This is a genomic window from Streptomyces sp. NPDC018964 (assembly GCF_044390325.1).
Classification (GTDB): domain Bacteria; phylum Actinomycetota; class Actinomycetes; order Streptomycetales; family Streptomycetaceae; genus Streptomyces.
Window position 1 is genome coordinate 24,524 of sequence record NZ_JBIRYZ010000010.1, and the last position, 17,132, is coordinate 41,655.

Sequence of the window (17,132 nt, forward strand, 5' to 3'; positions counted from 1 at the left end):
TCGACTGGATGCTTCCCGGAGCACGCTCCCGACCGATCGTTCGGTTCGTGCGATTCCATGGTGGGACGGGTGCCGCGAGGTGTCAACCGCTGTGGATAACCTGCGGGGACCGCCCGTGGACCACCTGTGGACCGCCCGTGGACGACGGTGCTCGGTCCGCGGTGTGGCGACGGCCACGGAACGGGATCCCGGCGGGACTGTGCCCGGACGGCCGGTGCTGAGTACCGTTCCGTGCGACGCGGCGGATCGGTACCGGGCCCTCGCGGCGGGGCGGAAACGGTGACGGACCGGGATCGATGGATCGGGGCGGGATGAACGCGTACGACAAGGGCTCGGACGCCCGGCACGGGCCCGCCGGGCAGGACGTGCCCGGCCCGCGCCCCGCCCTGCCCGGACCCGCGTCACCGGTGGGCCCGCCGGGCCCCCTGACCCCTCCGCCCGATCCGGGGCGGTCCGCGGACGGCCCGTCCGCGCCGGACTTCCCCGCCGCCCCGCCCGCCGGACCCCGCGCCGGGGTGGCCGCACTCTCCCTGCGCTACCGGATCGCCGCCGCGGCGGCGATCGTGGTCGTCGCGGTCGCGGTCTGTGTGCACCTCGGCATGGTGTTCCTGCACGTCGCGCCGGCGAACACGGTCAGCAAGAAGCACGGCGAGACGGTCGAGAACTGGATCTACCCGGAGTTCGAGCAGAACTGGAAGCTGTTCGCGCCGAACCCGTTGCAGCAGGACATCGCCGTCCAGGTGCGTGCCGAGATCCGCGCGGCGGACGGCGGGACACGGACCACCGGCTGGTACGACCTGTCCGCGCAGGACGGCCGCGCCATCGACGGCAACCCCCTGCCCAGCCACACCCAGCAGAACGAGCTGCGCCGCGCCTGGGACTTCTTCGTCGCCACGCACGACGACGACAACCGGCCGGTGGGCCTGCGCGGGGCGCTGTCCGAGACGTATCTGCGCCGGATCGCGGTGCTGCGCCTCGACCGCGCGGACGCGGCCGGTCCGGGCGGTGCCGTCGAGCGCGTCCGGATCCGCTCACGGACCACCCAGGTGCCGCCGCCCGAGTGGAGCGGTGAGGAGATCTCCGACACCCCCGTGTACCGCACGCTGTCCTGGTGGCCGGTGCCCGAGGACGAGGCCCGGGGAGGCGTGGGGTGAACCGCTTCCCGTCGGCGCTGTCCCGCGCGACAGCCCGCGTCACCGACTCCGCGCTCGGCCCCCACCAGACCGCCGTGATCCGCATCGGCTTCAGCCTGACCTGGCTGCTGTTCCTGCTGCGCGAGTTCCCCCACCGCCAGGAGCTGTACGGCCCCGACGGCCCCTGGAGCCGGGACCTCGCCGAGCAGCTGGTCGCGACGAACGGCGCCTTCACGCCGCTGCTGTGGTCGGACGGCCAGGTCTGGTTCGAGGCCGTCTACGCGCTCGCCGTGCTGTGGAGCCTCCTGCTGCTGCTCGGCTGGCGCACCCGCACCATGTCGGTGCTGTTCATGGTGGGCGTGCTGGCGCTGCAGAACCGCAGCGTCTTCATGGGGGACGGCGGCGACAACGTCCTGCACCTGATGTCGATCTACCTGGTGTTCACGCGCTGCGGTCAGGTCTGGTCCCTGGACGCGCGGCGTGCGCGCCGTGCGGCCGGGGCGCGTGCGCGGGGCGAGCGGCCGCGCGACCGGGTCGGTCCAGTGCTGTGGGGTGTGCTGGGCCTCCTGCTGCTCCTGGCGACACTGGTGGGCCGGACGGACGGCGACCGGTTCATACCGTTGCTGCTGTGGAGCGTGTGGCTCGCGCAGGCGCTGTGGTGGCTGGTCGGACGCGGCGCGAGGACCGGGCAGCCGCGGATCCTGCTGGACGTCGTCACGAACACCGTGCACAACGGAGCGCTGCTGGTGATCATGGCCGAGGCGTGTCTGATCTACGCCACGGCCGGCTGGTACAAGGTCCAGGGCTCCCGCTGGCAGGACGGCACCGCCGTCCACTACCCGCTGCACCTGGAGTACTTCTCCCCCTGGCCGGCCCTCGCGGACCTGCTGTCGGCCAGCGGCACCATGGTGATGCTGGTGACCTACGCGACGGTCGCCGTGCAGGTCGCCTTCCCGTTCACGCTGTTCAACCGGCGGGTCAAGAACGTCCTGCTGGCCTTCATGATCCTGGAGCACGCGGTCATCGCCGTCGTGCTCGGACTGCCCTTCTTCTCCCTGGCGATGATCGCGGCGGACGCGGTCTTCCTGCCGACGGCCTTCCTGCGCCGCCTGGGGGACCTCGTGGCACGCGCGTGCGGGCGGCTGCGCCCGCGCGGGACGTGGATCCCGCGGCCGCGGCCCCCGGCCGACCGCACCGCCGGAGGGGGCCCGGTGGAGGCCGCCCCGGCACCCGGCGGGGCGCCGGGCCCGCGCACGTAGGCTGCACACCATGACCGACCCCGCCCCCGATACCCCGGCCGGCCTCGTGTCCGCCTGGCACCGCCTGGCCGGAGCCGCCGTGCTGCTCGACGGCTTCCACGCCCTCAAGCACGCCGTGCGCTTCGGGGCCGAGGTGCGGGTGGCGCTCACCGCGGACCGGGCCGGCGCGCTCGCGCTCGCCGACGAACTGGCCGGGGACGTGCGGGAGGCGCTGGCGGAGCTGCTGACCGAGGTGCCCCACGGGACGTACGCCGCCCTCGTGCCGCGCCCGCATCCCACCGCCGTGGCCGCCCTGGCCGTACGCCCCTCCCGCGCGGACAACCTCGAGACGCTGGCGCGCACCCCGCGCACCGCCCCCGTGGTGGTCCTGGACAATCCGCGCAACCTCGGCAACGCGGGCGCGGTGATCCGGCTGGCCGCCGGTTTCGGGGCGACCGGGGTCGTCACCACCGGCACGCTCGACCCCTGGCACCCCACCGTCGTGCGCGGCGGGGCGGGGCTGCACTTCGCCACCGCCGTGGAGCGGCTGACCGTCGACGAGCTGCCGCCGGGGCCGGTCTTCGCGCTCGACCCGGAGGGCACGGACATCCGCTCGCTGGAGCTGCCGGACGACGCGCTGCTCGCCTTCGGCTCCGAGCGCAGCGGGCTGTCGGCGGAGCTCCGCGCGCGGGCCGACCACCTGGTGGCGCTGCCGATGCGCCCCCAGGTCTCCAGCTACAACCTCGCGACCAGTGTGGCCATGACGCTGTACCACTGGAGCGCCACCGGGGGCGCACCCCACGCGCCCTAGCTAGACCTCCCGGCGCACCTCGACCACGCGGAACCGGTTCGCGACGAACGCGCCGTCGCACAGGGCGGCGTTGGCCGCCGGGTTGCCGCCGGAGCCGTGGAAGTCGGAGAAGGCGGCCGTCTGGTTGACGTACACCCCGCCGGTGAGGTTCAGGGAGAGCTGGGCGGCCTCCTCCAGGCAGACCTCCCGGACCTGCTCCTCGACCTCCGGGGAGGTCGTGTACGCGCCGACCGTCATCGCGCCCTTCTCGCGGATCGTGCGTCGCAGCAGCCGGACCGCGTCGTCGGCCGAGTCGACCGCGACGGCGAAGGAGACCGGGCCGAAGCACTCGCTCATGTAGGCGGCCTCGGCGTCCGGCTTGGCGCCGTCGAGCTTCACGATCACCGGAGTGCGCACCACCGCGTCCGGGAACTCCGGGTGGGCGATCTCGCGGGAGGCGAGGGCGACCTCGCCGAGACCGGCGGCGGCCTCCAGGCGGGCCTTCACGTCCGGGTTGACGATCGCGCCCAGCAGCGCGTTGGCGCGCGCGTCGTCACCGAGCAGTCCGTCGACCGCCTTCGCGAGGTCGGCGGTGACCTCGTCGAAGGACTTGGGGCCCTGGTCGGTGGTGATGCCGCCGCGCGGGACGAGCAGGTTCTGCGGGGTGGTGCACATCTGGCCGCTGTACAGGGACAGGGAGAACGCCAGGTTGGACAGCATCCCCTGGTAGTCGTCGGTCGACTCCACGATCACCGTGTTGACGCCGGCCTTCTCGGTGTACACCTGTGCCTGGCGGGCGTTGTGCTCCAGCCAGTCGCCGAACTCGGTGGAGCCGGTGTAGTCGATGATCCGGATCTCGGGACGGGTGGCGAGCTCCTTGGCGATGCCCTCGCCGGGCCGCTCGGCGGTGAGCGCCACCAGGTTCGGGTCGAAGCCGGCCTCGGTGAGCACCCGGCGGGCCACCTGGACGGTGAGGGCGAGCGGCAGCACCGCGCGGGGGTGCGGCTTGACCAGGACCGCGTTGCCGGTGGCCAGGGAGGCGAACAGGCCCGGGTAGCCGTTCCACGTCGGGAAGGTGTTGCAGCCGATGACCAGGCCGATGCCACGCGGCACCGGGACGAACCGCTTGGTGAGCGCGAGCGGGTCGCGCTTGCCCTGGGGTTTGGTCCACTCCGCGGTGCCGGGCGTGCGGACCTGCTCCGCGTACGCGTAGGCCACCGCCTCCATGCCGCGGTCCTGCGCGTGCGGGCCGCCGGCCTGGAGCGCCATCATGAAGGCCTGGCCGGAGGTGTGCATGACCGCCTGGGCGAACTCCGTCGTCCGGTCGTTGATCCGCTTGAGGATCTCCAGGCAGACCACCGCGCGGGTCTCCGCGCCCGCGTCCCGCCAGGCGCGCATTCCGGCCTTCATGGCGGGAAGCAGCTCGTCGGGGTCCGTGTGCGGGTAGCTCACGCCCAGCTCGATGCCGTAGGGGGAGGTCTCGCCGTCCACCCAGCCGTCCGTGCCGGGCTGGCCGAGGTCGAGGCGGGTGCCGAGCAGGGCGTCGAAGGCGGCCTTGCCCGCCGCCACGTCCAGGCTGCCGTTCTCCCCGTAGGCCTTGGGGTGTTCGGGGTGCGGGGACCAGTACGCGCGCGTGCGGATCGTCTCCAGCGCCCGGTCCAGGGTGGGACGGTGGCGGGCGACCAGCTCGTGCGCGGTGAGTTCGGCGGCCATGCGGGACCAACTCCTCGTCTCAGGAACTCTTCGTCGAGCTCATGGACCTGTGCGGAAACGTAGTCAGGGATGGGCGGTCAGAGTTAGAGTAACCGAACGATCGGTCGGGACAAGGGGGTCCGCCGCATCTGTGGACAACCCCGTGCGGGAGGATCGCGCACATGACAGCACTCGACCTCAGCAGTCCCGTGGCCGTGGTCGGCACCGGCACCATGGGGCAGGGAATCGCCCAGGTCGCGCTGGTCGCGGGCCACCCCGTACGGCTGTACGACGCCGCCGACGGCCGGGCCCGCGAGGCGGCCGACGCGATCGGAGCCCGACTGGACCGGCTGGTGGAGAAGGAACGGCTCACCGCCGCCGAACGGGACGCCGCGCGCGCCCGTCTGCGGCCCGCCGGCCAGCTCGGTGAGCTCGCCGACTGTGCCCTGGTCGTCGAGGCCGTCCTGGAGCGCCTGGACGTCAAGCAGGAGCTGTTCCGGGCACTGGAGGACATCGTCTCCGACGACTGCCTGCTCGCCACCAACACCTCCTCCCTCTCCGTCACCGCGATCGGCGGCGCCCTGCGCGTCCCCGGCCGCTTCGTGGGCCTGCACTTCTTCAACCCCGCGCCGCTGCTGCCGCTCGTCGAGGTCGTCTCCGGGTTCGCCACCGACGTCGCGTACGCCACGCGCGCGTACGAGACGGCCCGCGCGTGGGGCAAGACGCCCGTCGCCTGCGCCGACACCCCCGGCTTCATCGTCAACCGCGTCGCCCGGCCCTTCTACGCCGAGGCCTTCGCGGTGTACGAGTCCCAGGGCGCCGACCCGGCCACCATCGACGCGGTCCTGCGCGAGTCCGGCGGTTTCCGGATGGGCGCCTTCGAACTGACCGATCTCATCGGGCAGGACGTCAACGAGTCCGTCACCCGCTCGGTGTGGGAGTCCTTCTTCCACGACGTGCGCTTCACCCCCTCGCTCGCCCAGCGCCGCCTGGTCGAGTCCGGCCGCCTGGGACGCAAGACCGGCCGCGGCTGGTACGACCACGGCGCCGACGCCGAGCGTCCCGAACCGCGCACCGCCGAGCCCGCGCAGCCGCCCGCGTACGTCGTCGCCGAGGGTGACCTGGGGCCCGCCTCCGAGCTGCTCGCCCTGATCCGCGAGGCCGGCATCCAGGTGCGCGAGGAGGCCGAGGACGAGGGCACCCGCCTGGTGCTGCCCGGCGGCGGGCAGCTGGTGCTCGCCGACGGCCAGGCCTCCGTGGAGTTCGGCGACGTCGTCTACTTCGACCTCGCCCTCGACTACCGCGCGGCCACCCGCATCGCCCTGTCCCACTGCCAGGACACCTCCGCGCGGACCGTCGCCGAGGCCACCGGGCTGTTCCAGGCGCTCGGCAAGAAGGTCAGCGTCATCGGGGACGTCCCCGGAATGATCGTCGCGCGGACGGTGGCCCGGATCATCGACCTCGCGGTCGAGGCCGTCGCCAAGGGCGTCGCCACCGAGGAGGACGTCGACACCGCGATGCGACTGGGTGTGAATTACCCCCTGGGCCCCTTCGAGTGGAGCCGCCGCCTCGGCCGCGGCTGGGCCGGCGCCCTGCTGGACGAGATGCACGAGATCGACCCGTCCGGCCGCTACGCGCCCTCCCTCGCGCTCTACCAGTACGCGTGCGCCGGCCGAGAGAGGGAGGACACCCCGTGACCACCGCCAGGCGCGACACGTACACCCCGGAGACGCTGCTGTCCGTCGCCGTCCAGGTGTTCAACGAGCGCGGCTACGACGGCACCTCCATGGAGCACCTCTCCAAGGCCGCCGGCATCTCCAAGTCGTCGATCTACCACCACGTGGCCGGCAAGGAGGAACTGCTGCGCCGCGCGGTGAGCCGGGCCCTGGACGGGCTCTTCGCCATCCTCGAGGAGGAGCACGCGCGCGTGGGGCGCGCCGCCGAGCGGCTGGAGTACGTCGTACGGCGCATGGTCGAGGTGCTGATCGCCGAGCTGCCGTACGTGACGCTGCTGCTGCGGGTGCGCGGCAACACGGACACCGAGCGGTGGGCGCTGGAGCGGCGCCGCGAGTTCGACCACCGGGTGGCGGCGTTGCTGAAGGCGGCGGCGGCCGACGGGGACGTGCGCGAGGACATAGAGGTGCGCCTGGTGACCCGGTTGGTCTTCGGCATGATCAACTCGATCGTGGAGTGGTACCGGCCGGACGGGCGCGGCATGAGTGAGCGCGAGGTGGCCGACGCGGTGGCCCAGCTGGCCTTCGGGGGGCTGCGCAAGGCGTCCTGAGCGGGGCCTCGCCTCACCCCTGCGGCTCCTTCCAGGTCTTCAGAGGGCCCTCACCTCACTCCTGTGGTTTCCCAGGCCCTCAGAGGGTCCTCGCCTCACCCCTGTGGCTCCAGGTCCTCCTCCTCGAACACCAGCAGCGTGCGCGTGCTGAGCACCTCGGGGATCGCCTGGAGCCGGGTGAGCACCAGCTCGCGCAGCGCCCGGTTGTCGGGTGTGTGCACCAGCAGCAGGACGTCGAAGTCGCCGCCCACCAGCGCGATGTGCGAGGCGCCCGGGAGCCGCCGGAGCTGCTCGCGAACCGTGCGCCAGGTATTCTGGACGATCTTCAAGGTGATGTAGGCGGACGTTCCGTGACCGGCCCGCTCATGGTTGACGCGGGCCCCGAAGCCACGGATGACGCCGTCCTCGACCAGCCGGTTGATGCGTGCGTACGCGTTCGCGCGGGAGACGTGGACCCGCTCGGCGACCGAGCGTACGGACGCGCGGCCGTCCGCCTGGAGCATCCGCAGGATGTCCTGGTCGATGTCGTCCAGGGGCCGCGCGGGGGTGAACGGCCCGGTCCCCTCCCGGTCATCGGCCATTTGTTCAGCTGCCACCTGCCCCCACCTCTCCGCCATGGACGTCCTGCACCCATCACAGGATGTGGAGAACCGTTTGTCCACAGCCTGGTGCCACCCGTAGCCAAAATGCGCCGACGACCGAACAATCGGTTGGTGAGGCGCGTCACAGACGCCGTGCCTCCGACATCCCACGAGGAGGTGCCGTCATGACGGTCATGGAGCAGCGGGGGGCCTACCGGCCGACCCCGCCGCCCGCCTGGCAGCCCCGTACCGACCCCGCGCCGCTGCTGCCCGACGCGGAGCCGTACCGCGTGCTCGGCACCGAGGCGGCCGCCGGGGCCGACCCGCAGATGCTGCGCCGGCTGTACGCGGAGCTGGTGAAGGGCCGCCGCTACAACGCGCAGGCCACCGCCCTCACCAAGCAGGGACGTCTCGCGGTCTATCCCTCCAGCACCGGCCAGGAGGCCTGCGAGGTCGCCGCCGCGCTCGTCCTCGAGGAGCGCGACTGGCTCTTCCCGAGCTACCGCGACACCCTCGCCGTCGTCGCGCGCGGGGTGGACCCCGTGGAGGCCCTCACCCTGCTGCGCGGCGACTGGCACACCGGCTACGACCCCCGCGAGCACCGCGTGGCGCCGCTGAGCACCCCGCTCGCCACCCAGCTGCCGCACGCCGTCGGTCTCGCGCACGCCGCCCGCCTCAAGGGCGACGACGTGGTCGCGCTCGCCATGGTCGGCGACGGCGGCACCAGCGAGGGCGACTTCCACGAGGCGCTGAACTTCGCCGCCGTCTGGCAGGCCCCGGTCGTCTTCCTCGTCCAGAACAACGGCTTCGCGATCTCCGTACCGCTCGCCAAGCAGACCGCGGCACCGTCGCTGGCCCACAAGGCCGTCGGCTACGGCATGCCCGGCCGCCTGGTCGACGGCAACGACGCCGCCGCCGTGCACGAGGTCCTGGCCGACGCCGTGCGCCGTGCCCGCGCGGGCGGCGGCCCGACCCTGGTCGAGGCGGTCACGTACCGCGTGGAAGCCCACACCAACGCCGACGACGCCACCCGCTACCGCGGGGACGCCGAGGTCGAGACCTGGAAGCGGCACGATCCGATCGCGCTGCTGGAGCACGAGCTGACCGGGCGCGGACTGCTCGACGAGGCCGGCGTCGAGACCGCCCGCCAGGACGCCGAGGCCATGGCCGCCTCCTTGCGCGCCCGCATGAACCAGGACCCGGCGCTCGACCCCATGGACCTCTTCACCCACGTCTACGCCGAGCCCACCCCCCAGCTCCTGGAGCAGCGCGAGCAGCTGCGGGCCGAGCTGGCGGCCGAGGCCGAGCCGGAAGGGGCGCAGTGATGACCACCGTCGCCGTCAAGCCGGCCACCATGGCGCAGGCCCTCACGCGCGCCCTGCGCGACGCCATGGCCGTCGACCCGTCCGTGCACGTCATGGGCGAGGACGTCGGCACCCTCGGCGGTGTCTTCCGGGTCACCGACGGACTCGCGAAGGAGTTCGGCGAGGACCGCTGCACGGACACCCCGCTGGCCGAGGCGGGCATCCTCGGCACGGCCGTCGGCATGGCCATGTACGGGCTGCGGCCGGTCGTGGAGATGCAGTTCGACGCGTTCGCCTACCCGGCGTTCGAGCAGCTCGTCTCGCACGTCGCGAAGATGCGCAACCGCACGCGCGGGAAGCTGCCCCTGCCGCTCACCGTCCGCGTCCCCTACGGCGGCGGCATCGGCGGCGTCGAGCACCACAGCGACTCCTCCGAGGCGTACTACATGGCGACCCCGGGTCTCCACGTCGTCACGCCCGCCACCGTCGCCGACGCCTACGGGCTGCTGCGCGCCGCCATCGCCTCCGACGACCCCGTCGTCTTCCTGGAGCCCAAGCGGCTGTACTGGTCGAAGGACTCCTGGAACCCGGAGCACCCGACGGCCGTTGAACCGATAGGCCGTGCGGTGGTGCGGCGCTCGGGGTGGAGCGCCACGCTCATCACGTACGGGCCGTCGCTGCCCGTCTGCATGGAGGCGGCCGAGGCGGCCCGGGCCGAGGGCTGGGACATCGAGGTCGTCGATCTGCGCTCCCTGGTGCCGTTCGACGACGAGACGGTGTGCGCCTCGGTACGGCGGACGGGGCGCGCGGTCGTCGTCCACGAGTCGGGTGGCTTCGGCGGCCCGGGCGGGGAGATCGCGGCCCGGGTCACGGAGCGCTGCTTCCACCACCTGGAGGCGCCGGTGCTGCGTGTGGCCGGGTTCGACCTGCCGTACCCGCCGCCGATGCTGGAGCGCCACCACCTGCCCGGAGTGGACCGGATCCTGGACGCCGTGGGGCGTCTGCAATGGGAGGCCGAGAGCTGATGGCACAGGTGCTGGAGTTCAAGCTGCCCGACCTCGGTGAGGGGCTCACCGGGGCGGAGATCGTGCGCTGGCTGGTCGAGGTCGGTGACGTCGTCGACGTGGACCAGCCGGTCGTCGAGGTCGAGACGGCCAAGGCGATGGTGGACGTGCCCTGCCCCTACGGCGGTGTCGTCACGGCCCGCTTCGGCGCGGAGGGCACCGAACTGCCCGTCGGCGCCCCGCTGCTGACGGTGGCGGTGGGCGAGCCGGCCGACGACCGTCCGGCCGGGGACGCGAGCCCCGCGGAATCCGAGGACGCGCGCGGCCGGACCCCGGCCGCCGAGGGCTCCGGCAACGTCCTGGTCGGCTACGGCACCGCGGAGGCCCCGGCCCGGCGCCGCCGCGTCCGTCCGCCGCGGACGACACCTACGACCCCCGCGCTCCCCGCCGCGTCCACGACCCCCTCCGCCTCTTCCGCACCGTCCGCCCCCGTGGCGAACGGACGGCCCAGGACCGCGCGGCCCGCCGCCGCGCAGGCCCGCACCCCGGGCGTGGCGGACGGCCCCGTTCCCGTGATCTCGCCCCTGGTGCGCAGGCTGGCCCGGCAGAACGGCCTGGACCTGCGGGAGCTGACCGGGTCCGGCCCCGACGGCCTGATCCTCCGTGCGGACGTGGAGTACGCCCTGCGCGCCGCCGCAGCCCAGGGCCGTACGGGCGCGCCGACCGGCGAACCGCACACGCGGGCCGGCCGGGCGGGCGCGCCGGCACCGGCCGTGGGCACCCCGGGCGTGACCCGTGTCCCCCTCAAGGGCATCCGCGGGGCCGTTGCCGACAAGCTCTCCCGCAGCCGCGCCGAGATCCCCGACGCGACCTGCTGGGTGGACGCCGACGCGACCGAACTGATGCGGACCCGCGCGGCGATGAACGCGGCGGGCGGGCCGAAGATATCCGTCATCGCCCTGCTGGCCCGCATCTGCACCGCCGCACTCGCCCGCTTCCCCGAGCTCAACGCCTCGGTGGACACCGAGGCCAGGGAGATCGTCCAGTACGACGACGTGCACCTCGGCTTCGCCGCCCAGACCGACCGGGGGCTCGTCGTCCCCGTCGTCCGGGACGCGCACGCGCGGGACGCCGAGGCGCTCACGGTCGAGTTCGCCCGGCTGACCGAGGCGGCCCGGTCGGGCACGCTGACGCCCGCGGACCTCACGGGCGGCACCTTCACGCTGAACAACTACGGCGTGTTCGGCGTCGACGGCTCCACGCCGATCGTCAACCATCCCGAGGCCGCCATGCTCGGCGTCGGCCGCATCGTCCCCAAGCCGTGGGTGCACCAGGGCGAGCTGGCGGTGCGGCAGGTCGTGCAGCTCTCGCTCACCTTCGACCACCGGGTCTGCGACGGCGGCACCGCGGGGGGCTTCCTGCGGTACGTGGCGGACTGCGTCGAACAACCGGCGGTGCTGCTGCGGTCGCTGTGAGCCCGCTTCAAGTCCCCGGTCTTCCGGGCCTCCTGGGTTCCCCCGGTCTCCCGGGGGTTCCCGGTCTCCCCGGTCTCCCCGGTCCCCCGGGTCTCCCCGGTCGTGTCCCGGTGCCCCCGCGTTCCCTGTGATCGCGGGGGGCGCGCATACTCGGAGGGTGACCGAGCATCAGCCACCCGGCGATCCTTCCGGTGGTCCTTCCGGTAGTCCCGGCGCCCCCTCCGGTGATCCTCCCGGAGATCCCCTCGGGAGCCCCGGCTCCGCGTACGACGCCCTCGTGCTCGCCGGTGGCGCCGCCCGGCGGCTCGGGGGCGCGGACAAGCCCGGCGTGCGGGTGGGTGGACGGGCGCTGCTCGACCGGGTGCTCGCGGCCTGCGCCGACGCCCGGGCCACGGTGGTCGTCGCCGGACCCCGCCCCACCGCACGACCTGTGATCTGGGCCCGCGAGGAACCCGCGGGCGGCGGGCCCCTGGCCGCGCTCGCCGCCGGGCTCCGGCACACCACGGCCGACCACGTCGTCGTCCTCTCCGCCGACCTGCCGTTCCTCGACCGCCGCACGGTAAGGGGGCTGTTGACGCCCCTGCGCCACGACGCCACCACCGACGGCGTGCTGCTGACCGACTCCGGCGGCCGGGACCAGCCGCTCGTCGCCGCGTACCGGACCGGTCCCCTGCGCCGCGAACTGGCCGCGCTCACCGGCCGGCACGGCGAGCTGACCGGGCTGCCCCTGCGCCGGCTGACCGGCTCGCTCGACCTCACCCGCATCTTCGACCCGGTGGCGTCCTTCGACTGCGACACCTGGGACGACATCGCCACCGCCAGGGCACGCATCAGGGAGCATGGACACGTGTTGGACGAATGGATCTCCACAGTCAGGGACGAGCTGGGCATCGACCTGGACGTCGACACCGGCGTGCTGCTCGACCTCGCCCGTGACGCCGCCCACGGGGTGGCCCGGCCCGCCGCGCCGCTGACCACCTTCCTCGTCGGCTACGCGGCCGCACAGGCGGGCGGCGGCCGGGAGGCCGTCGCCGAGGCGGCCCGCAAGGCCGCGGCGCTCGCCCTGCGCTGGGCCGACGAGGAAACCCCCGACGCCCCCAAAGCCACCCCCGAAGCCGACGCCACCCCTGAAGCCCTCGAAGCCCCCCACGTCACCCCCGAAGCCCCCGACACCCGCCCGGACGCCTGATGACCCCGCGCACCGTCCGGGCCGACAAGAACGCCGACGACCTCGACGTCGAGGAGGCGCTCGCTCTCGTGAGGAAACAACCCGGCGGAACCACGGAAACCCCCCGCCACCCGCACCACGACGCCACCGCCTGGACCGACGCCCGCGCCATCGCCGAACGCGCCCCGCGCCACGGCGGCGGCACCGGCTACCTGACCCCGGTCGCCGTCCCCCTCGCCTCCGCCCTGGGCCTCACCCTCGCCGCCCCCCTCACCGCCCTCACCGACCTGCCCTCCTTCGACACCTCCGCGATGGACGGCTGGGCGGTCTCCGGCCCCGGCCCCTGGTCCGTACGGGAGGAGGGCGTCCTCGCCGGGCACGCCGCGCACCCGCCGCTCACCGACGGCGAGGCCGTCCGCATCGCCACCGGCGCCCGCGTCCCCCCGGACACCACCGCCGTGCTCCGCAGCGAACACGGCCGCACCGACGACAAGGGCCGGCTGCACGTCACCGCCGCCACCCGGCCGCCGCACACGGTCACCCACGGCCAGGACATCCGCCCCCGCGGCCAGGAGTGCCGCAGCGGCGACCAGTTGCTGCCCGTGGGTGCCCCGGTGACCCCGCCCGTCCTGGGCATGGCCGCCGCCGCCGGATACGACACGCTCACCGCCGTCCCCCGCCCCCGCGTCGACGTGTTCGTCCTCGGCGACGAACTCCTCGGCGAGGGACTGCCGCACGACGGGCTGATCCGGGACGCGCTCGGCCCGCTGCTGCCGCCCTGGCTGCGCGCGCTCGGTGCGGAGGTGACCGCCGTACGCAGGATCGGCGACACCGAACAGGCGCTGTACGAGGCCATCACGGCGTCCGGCGCCGATGTCGTCGTCACCACCGGCGGCACCGCCGCGGGTCCGGTCGACCACGTGCACCCCACGCTGCGCCGCATCGGCGCCGAACTCCTCGTGGACGGCGTCAAGGTGCGCCCCGGCCACCCCATGCTCCTGGCCCGCACCAAGGCCGACCAGTACCTCGTCGGCCTGCCCGGCAACCCCCTCGCCGCCGTCTCCGGCCTGCTCACGCTCGCCGAGCCCCTGCTGCGCACCCTTGCCGCGCGCCCCGCCCCCGAGCCGTACGCGCTGCCGCTGCGCGACGGGGTGCAGGGGCACCCGTACGACACCCGGCTGGTCCCGGTGGCCCTGCGCGGTGACCGGGCGCTGCCGCTGCTCTACAACGGCCCGGCCATGCTGCGCGGCATCGCGGCGGCCGACGCGCTCGCCGTCGTACCCCCCGGCGGCGCACGGCCCGGCCAGGAGACGGAGCTCCTCGACCTGCCCTGGGCGTCCGGGGGAATCGGGGTGTGTTTCACGTGAAACTTCCGGGCCAGGACGCCATCGCCCGACAGGCGGACGAACACCTGGTGACCCATCGGGTGAAACTCCCGAGGAAACTGGTGGAGCACCCGGTCCGCCAGGTCGCCAAACGGCTGTCGTGGGCCCTGGTGGTGCTGGTGGTGACGGCGTTCGTCGTGTACGCCGACCACGACGGCTACAACGACAACTCCGACGGATCCCTCGATCTCCTCGACGCGTTCTACTACGCGACCGTCACCCTCTCCACCACCGGGTACGGCGACATCACGCCGGTCAGTGACAGCGCCCGGCTCACCAACATCTTCGTCATCACGCCGCTGCGCGTGCTGTTCCTGATCATCCTGGTCGGCACCACCCTCGAGGCCCTCACCGAACGCACGCGGGAGGAGTGGCGACTGAACCGCTGGAGGTCCGCGTTGCGCGATCACACCGTCGTCGTCGGGTTCGGCACCAAGGGCAGGTCCGCGATCAAGACCGTCTGCGCGACCGGGCTCCGGAAGGAGCAGGTCGTGGTCGTCGACCCCAGCGCGAAGGCGATCGACGCGGCCACGGCGGACGGCTACGCGGGTGTCATAGGGGACGCCACGCGCAGCGAGGTGCTGAAGCGGGCCGAGGTGCAGCGGGCCCGGCAGATCATCATCGCGACGCAGCGCGACGACACGGCGGTCCTCGTGACGCTGACGGCGCGGCAGCTCAACCGGGGCGCGAAGATCGTGGCCGCGGTGCGCGAGGAGGAGAACGCCCCGCTGCTGAAGCAGTCGGGTGCCGACGCGGTCATCACCAGCGCCAGCGCGGCCGGGCGACTGCTCGGGCTGTCCGTGCTCAGCCCCTCGGCCGGCATGGTCATGGAGGACCTCATCCAGCAGGGCTCCGGGCTCGACATCGTGGAGCGGCCGGTCATAAAGGCCGAGGTGGGCAAGGTGCCCCGCGAGGTCGACGACCTGGTGGTGAGCGTCGTCCGAGGGCACCGGGTGCTCGGCTACGACGACTCGGACGTCGGGACGCTGGAACTGACGGACCGGCTGATCACGATCGTGCGGGCGACGCCGGGCACACAGATCGCGCCCGACGTCCGTCCGTTCCGTGGCTGAGGCGGCCGGCCTCCTCGCGGCCGCCGTCTACTTCCTGTTGTAGAGCCGCATCGTGACCGGTCCGAAGACCACCACGAACAGTCCGGCCCAGCCCAGCGTCCAGGCGATCTCGTCGGCCGGCCAGTCGCCCGCCATCAGTCCGCGCACCGCGGACGCCAGGTGGGTGACGGGGCTGTTGTTGACGAACGCCTGGAGCCAGCCCGGCATGGTGCGCGGGTCGACGAAGACGTTGGACAGGAAGGTGAGTGGGAAGATCACCATCATGCTGACGCCCATCACCGACTTCTCGGTGCGCAGCATCAGCCCGAACATGGTCCAGATCCATGAGAAGGCGAACGAGAACAGCACCAGCAGCGCGATCCCGGCGAGCACTCCGGCCACCCCGCCGTCGGCGCGGTAGCCGAGGATCATGCCGACGGTCAGCATCACGACCGACGCGATGGTGTAGCGCAGGGCGTCGCCGAGCAGATAGCCGACCATCGTCGACGGCCGCCAGATCGGCAGGCTGCGGAACCGGTCGAAGACGCCCTTCTCGATGTCCGTGTTGACCGAGACGCCGGTGTACATGGTGATCATCACGACCGACATCACCAGGATGCCCGGCAGCAGGAACTGGATGTACTCCTTCGGCGACCCGGCCAGCGCCCCGCCGAACAGGTACGTGTACATCAGCACCATCATGATCGGGAACGCCGTCACGTCGAACAGCTGCTCCGGCACGTGCTTGATCTTCAGGATCGCCCGCCAGCCGAAGGTCAGCGAGGCCGACCAGGCGCTGGGCCGCGGCGGGCGCTCCTTGGCGACCAGCAGTTCGGCGAGGGAGTCGGTGCGTACCGGGGCGAGTTCGGTGCTCTCGGTGGTCGTCGTGGTGCTCATGCCGCCACCTCGTCCTTCGGGTCGTGGGAGTCGTCCTGGCCGGATGCGTCGGGTACGTGCGTGTCGTGGCCGGTGAGGGCCAGGAACACCTCGTCCAGGCTGGGCTGGCCGAGCGAGAAGTTGTCGACGGTGACACCGGCCCGGGCCAGTTCGCTCAGCGCGCGGGCGGCCTGCTCGGCGGCGGTGTCGTGGTGCGCGGCGGCGAGGCGGGCGGTCAGCGCCACCGGGTCGGGCTCGGGCTGTACGCGCGCGTCGAGGGTGCGGCGCAGCAGGTCGGCGGCGAGCGGCCGCTGCTGCGGATCCCGCAGCCGCAGGTGGACGGATCCGGCACCGACGGACGCCTTCAGTTCGCCCTTGGTACCCTCGGCGATCACCTTGCCGCGGTCGATGACGGCGATCCGGGACGCCAGCTGGTCGGCCTCGTCCAGGTACTGCGTGGTCAGCAGCACCGTCGTGCCCTGGGCGACGACCGCGCGCACGATGTCCCACACCTGGTTGCGGCTGCGCGGGTCCAGGCCGGTCGTCGGCTCGTCGAGGAACAGCAGGTCGGGGGTGTTGAGGATGGACGCGGCGATGTCGATGCGGCGCCGCATGCCGCCGGAGTAGTGCTTGACCTGTTTCCCCGCCGCGTCCGTGAGGCCGAAGGCCTCCAGCAGTTGGGCGGCGCGGGTGCGGGCGGCGGGCTTGCGGTGGCCGAGGAGCCGGCCCAGCAGGACCAGGTTCTCGGTGCCGGTGAGGTCCTCGTCCACGGAGGCGTACTGGCCGGTGAGGCTCACCCGGCCGCGCACCTCGTCGGCCTCGCGCACGATGTCGTGCCCGAAGACATGGGCCTCGCCGCCGTCGGGCCGCAGGAGGGTGGCGAGCATCTTCACGGTGGTGGTCTTGCCGGCGCCGTTCGGCCCGAGGACCCCGTACACCGTGCCGGCCGGCACGGCGAGATCGACACCGTCCACGGCCCGCGTCTCACCGAAGGTCTTGACCAGGCCCGCGGTCTCGATCGCCAGGCCGGACGTCTGCGTGCTCATGCTTCGGGTCCTTCCGCGTGCTCGGGCTACGCATGGACAGACCTTCACCGTCGCGCAAACTCATCGCTCCCGCACGGGGATTTCCGCCAGGACCGGTCCTACGG

Annotated in this window: 15 protein-coding genes; 11 read left to right on the forward strand and 4 right to left on the reverse strand. The window is 73.1% G+C overall.

What is annotated here, in order from left to right; translation table 11 throughout:
- The first annotated feature begins 311 nt into the window (after positions 1-311).
- Genes ACH5AO_RS18480 through ACH5AO_RS18490 form a run of 3 tightly spaced genes read left to right on the forward strand, consistent with a single transcriptional unit; the run spans position 312 to position 3,182 of the window.
- Complete coding sequence (locus ACH5AO_RS18480; RefSeq protein ID WP_398925832.1) at positions 312-1,154, forward strand: DUF5819 family protein; 843 nt, start codon at positions 312-314, stop codon at positions 1,152-1,154.
- A complete protein-coding gene (locus ACH5AO_RS18485) occupies positions 1,151-2,392 on the forward strand; it encodes an HTTM domain-containing protein (RefSeq protein WP_398925834.1) in 1,242 nt (413 codons plus the stop codon). The genes ACH5AO_RS18480 and ACH5AO_RS18485 overlap by 4 nt, the downstream gene beginning before the upstream one ends.
- Before the next feature lie 10 nt (positions 2,393-2,402).
- On the forward strand, positions 2,403-3,182 hold the full coding sequence (locus ACH5AO_RS18490) for a TrmH family RNA methyltransferase (protein ID WP_398925836.1): 780 nt from the start codon (positions 2,403-2,405) through the stop codon (positions 3,180-3,182).
- Here ACH5AO_RS18490 and paaN read toward each other — a convergent pair whose 3' ends face one another.
- Positions 3,183-4,874, reverse strand: coding sequence for a phenylacetic acid degradation protein PaaN (gene paaN / locus ACH5AO_RS18495; RefSeq protein WP_398925838.1), 1,692 nt, complete (start codon positions 4,872-4,874; stop codon positions 3,183-3,185).
- A gap of 161 nt (positions 4,875-5,035) precedes the next feature.
- Between paaN and ACH5AO_RS18500 the strand changes: the two genes are divergently transcribed.
- Both ACH5AO_RS18500 and ACH5AO_RS18505 read left to right on the forward strand, forming a co-directional pair.
- Positions 5,036-6,550 carry a 3-hydroxyacyl-CoA dehydrogenase gene (locus tag ACH5AO_RS18500; RefSeq protein ID WP_398925840.1) on the forward strand — a complete coding sequence of 505 codons (1,515 nt, stop codon included), beginning with the start codon at positions 5,036-5,038 and terminating at the stop codon, positions 6,548-6,550.
- Positions 6,547-7,137: a TetR/AcrR family transcriptional regulator gene (locus tag ACH5AO_RS18505; RefSeq protein WP_398925842.1), complete on the forward strand. Its 591-nt coding sequence runs from the start codon at positions 6,547-6,549 to the stop codon at positions 7,135-7,137. The genes ACH5AO_RS18500 and ACH5AO_RS18505 overlap by 4 nt, the downstream gene beginning before the upstream one ends.
- Before the next feature lie 95 nt (positions 7,138-7,232).
- On the opposite strand, the gene ACH5AO_RS18510 is transcribed toward ACH5AO_RS18505, so the two are convergent.
- Complete coding sequence (locus ACH5AO_RS18510) at positions 7,233-7,718, reverse strand: Lrp/AsnC family transcriptional regulator (protein ID WP_398926321.1); 486 nt, start codon at positions 7,716-7,718, stop codon at positions 7,233-7,235.
- A gap of 185 nt (positions 7,719-7,903) precedes the next feature.
- Between ACH5AO_RS18510 and pdhA the strand changes: the two genes are divergently transcribed.
- The 6 genes from pdhA (at position 7,904) to ACH5AO_RS18540 (ending at position 15,127) form a co-directional block, all read left to right on the forward strand.
- Positions 7,904-9,043 (forward strand): pyruvate dehydrogenase (acetyl-transferring) E1 component subunit alpha, encoded by a 1,140-nt coding sequence (pdhA, locus tag ACH5AO_RS18515; protein ID WP_398925844.1) that lies wholly within the window; start codon positions 7,904-7,906, stop codon positions 9,041-9,043.
- Positions 9,043-10,047, forward strand: a complete 1,005-nt coding sequence (locus tag ACH5AO_RS18520; protein WP_398925846.1) for an alpha-ketoacid dehydrogenase subunit beta — start codon at positions 9,043-9,045, stop codon at positions 10,045-10,047. The genes pdhA and ACH5AO_RS18520 overlap by 1 nt, the downstream gene beginning before the upstream one ends.
- Positions 10,047-11,501: a dihydrolipoamide acetyltransferase family protein gene (locus ACH5AO_RS18525; RefSeq protein WP_398925848.1), complete on the forward strand. Its 1,455-nt coding sequence runs from the start codon at positions 10,047-10,049 to the stop codon at positions 11,499-11,501. The genes ACH5AO_RS18520 and ACH5AO_RS18525 overlap by 1 nt, the downstream gene beginning before the upstream one ends.
- Positions 11,502-11,658: 157 nt before the next feature.
- Complete coding sequence (locus tag ACH5AO_RS18530) at positions 11,659-12,690, forward strand: NTP transferase domain-containing protein (RefSeq protein WP_398925850.1); 1,032 nt, start codon at positions 11,659-11,661, stop codon at positions 12,688-12,690.
- Positions 12,690-14,036 (forward strand): molybdopterin molybdotransferase MoeA, encoded by a 1,347-nt coding sequence (locus ACH5AO_RS18535; RefSeq protein ID WP_398925852.1) that lies wholly within the window; start codon positions 12,690-12,692, stop codon positions 14,034-14,036. The genes ACH5AO_RS18530 and ACH5AO_RS18535 overlap by 1 nt, the downstream gene beginning before the upstream one ends.
- Positions 14,033-15,127 (forward strand): potassium channel family protein, encoded by a 1,095-nt coding sequence (locus ACH5AO_RS18540; protein ID WP_398925854.1) that lies wholly within the window; start codon positions 14,033-14,035, stop codon positions 15,125-15,127. The genes ACH5AO_RS18535 and ACH5AO_RS18540 overlap by 4 nt, the downstream gene beginning before the upstream one ends.
- A gap of 27 nt (positions 15,128-15,154) precedes the next feature.
- On the opposite strand, the gene ACH5AO_RS18545 is transcribed toward ACH5AO_RS18540, so the two are convergent.
- Positions 15,155-16,003, reverse strand: coding sequence for an ABC transporter permease (locus tag ACH5AO_RS18545; RefSeq protein ID WP_398925856.1), 849 nt, complete (start codon positions 16,001-16,003; stop codon positions 15,155-15,157).
- Positions 16,000-17,028 carry an ATP-binding cassette domain-containing protein gene (locus ACH5AO_RS18550; protein ID WP_398925858.1) on the reverse strand — a complete coding sequence of 343 codons (1,029 nt, stop codon included), beginning with the start codon at positions 17,026-17,028 and terminating at the stop codon, positions 16,000-16,002. The genes ACH5AO_RS18545 and ACH5AO_RS18550 overlap by 4 nt, the downstream gene beginning before the upstream one ends.
- Positions 17,029-17,132: the final 104 nt, after the last annotated feature.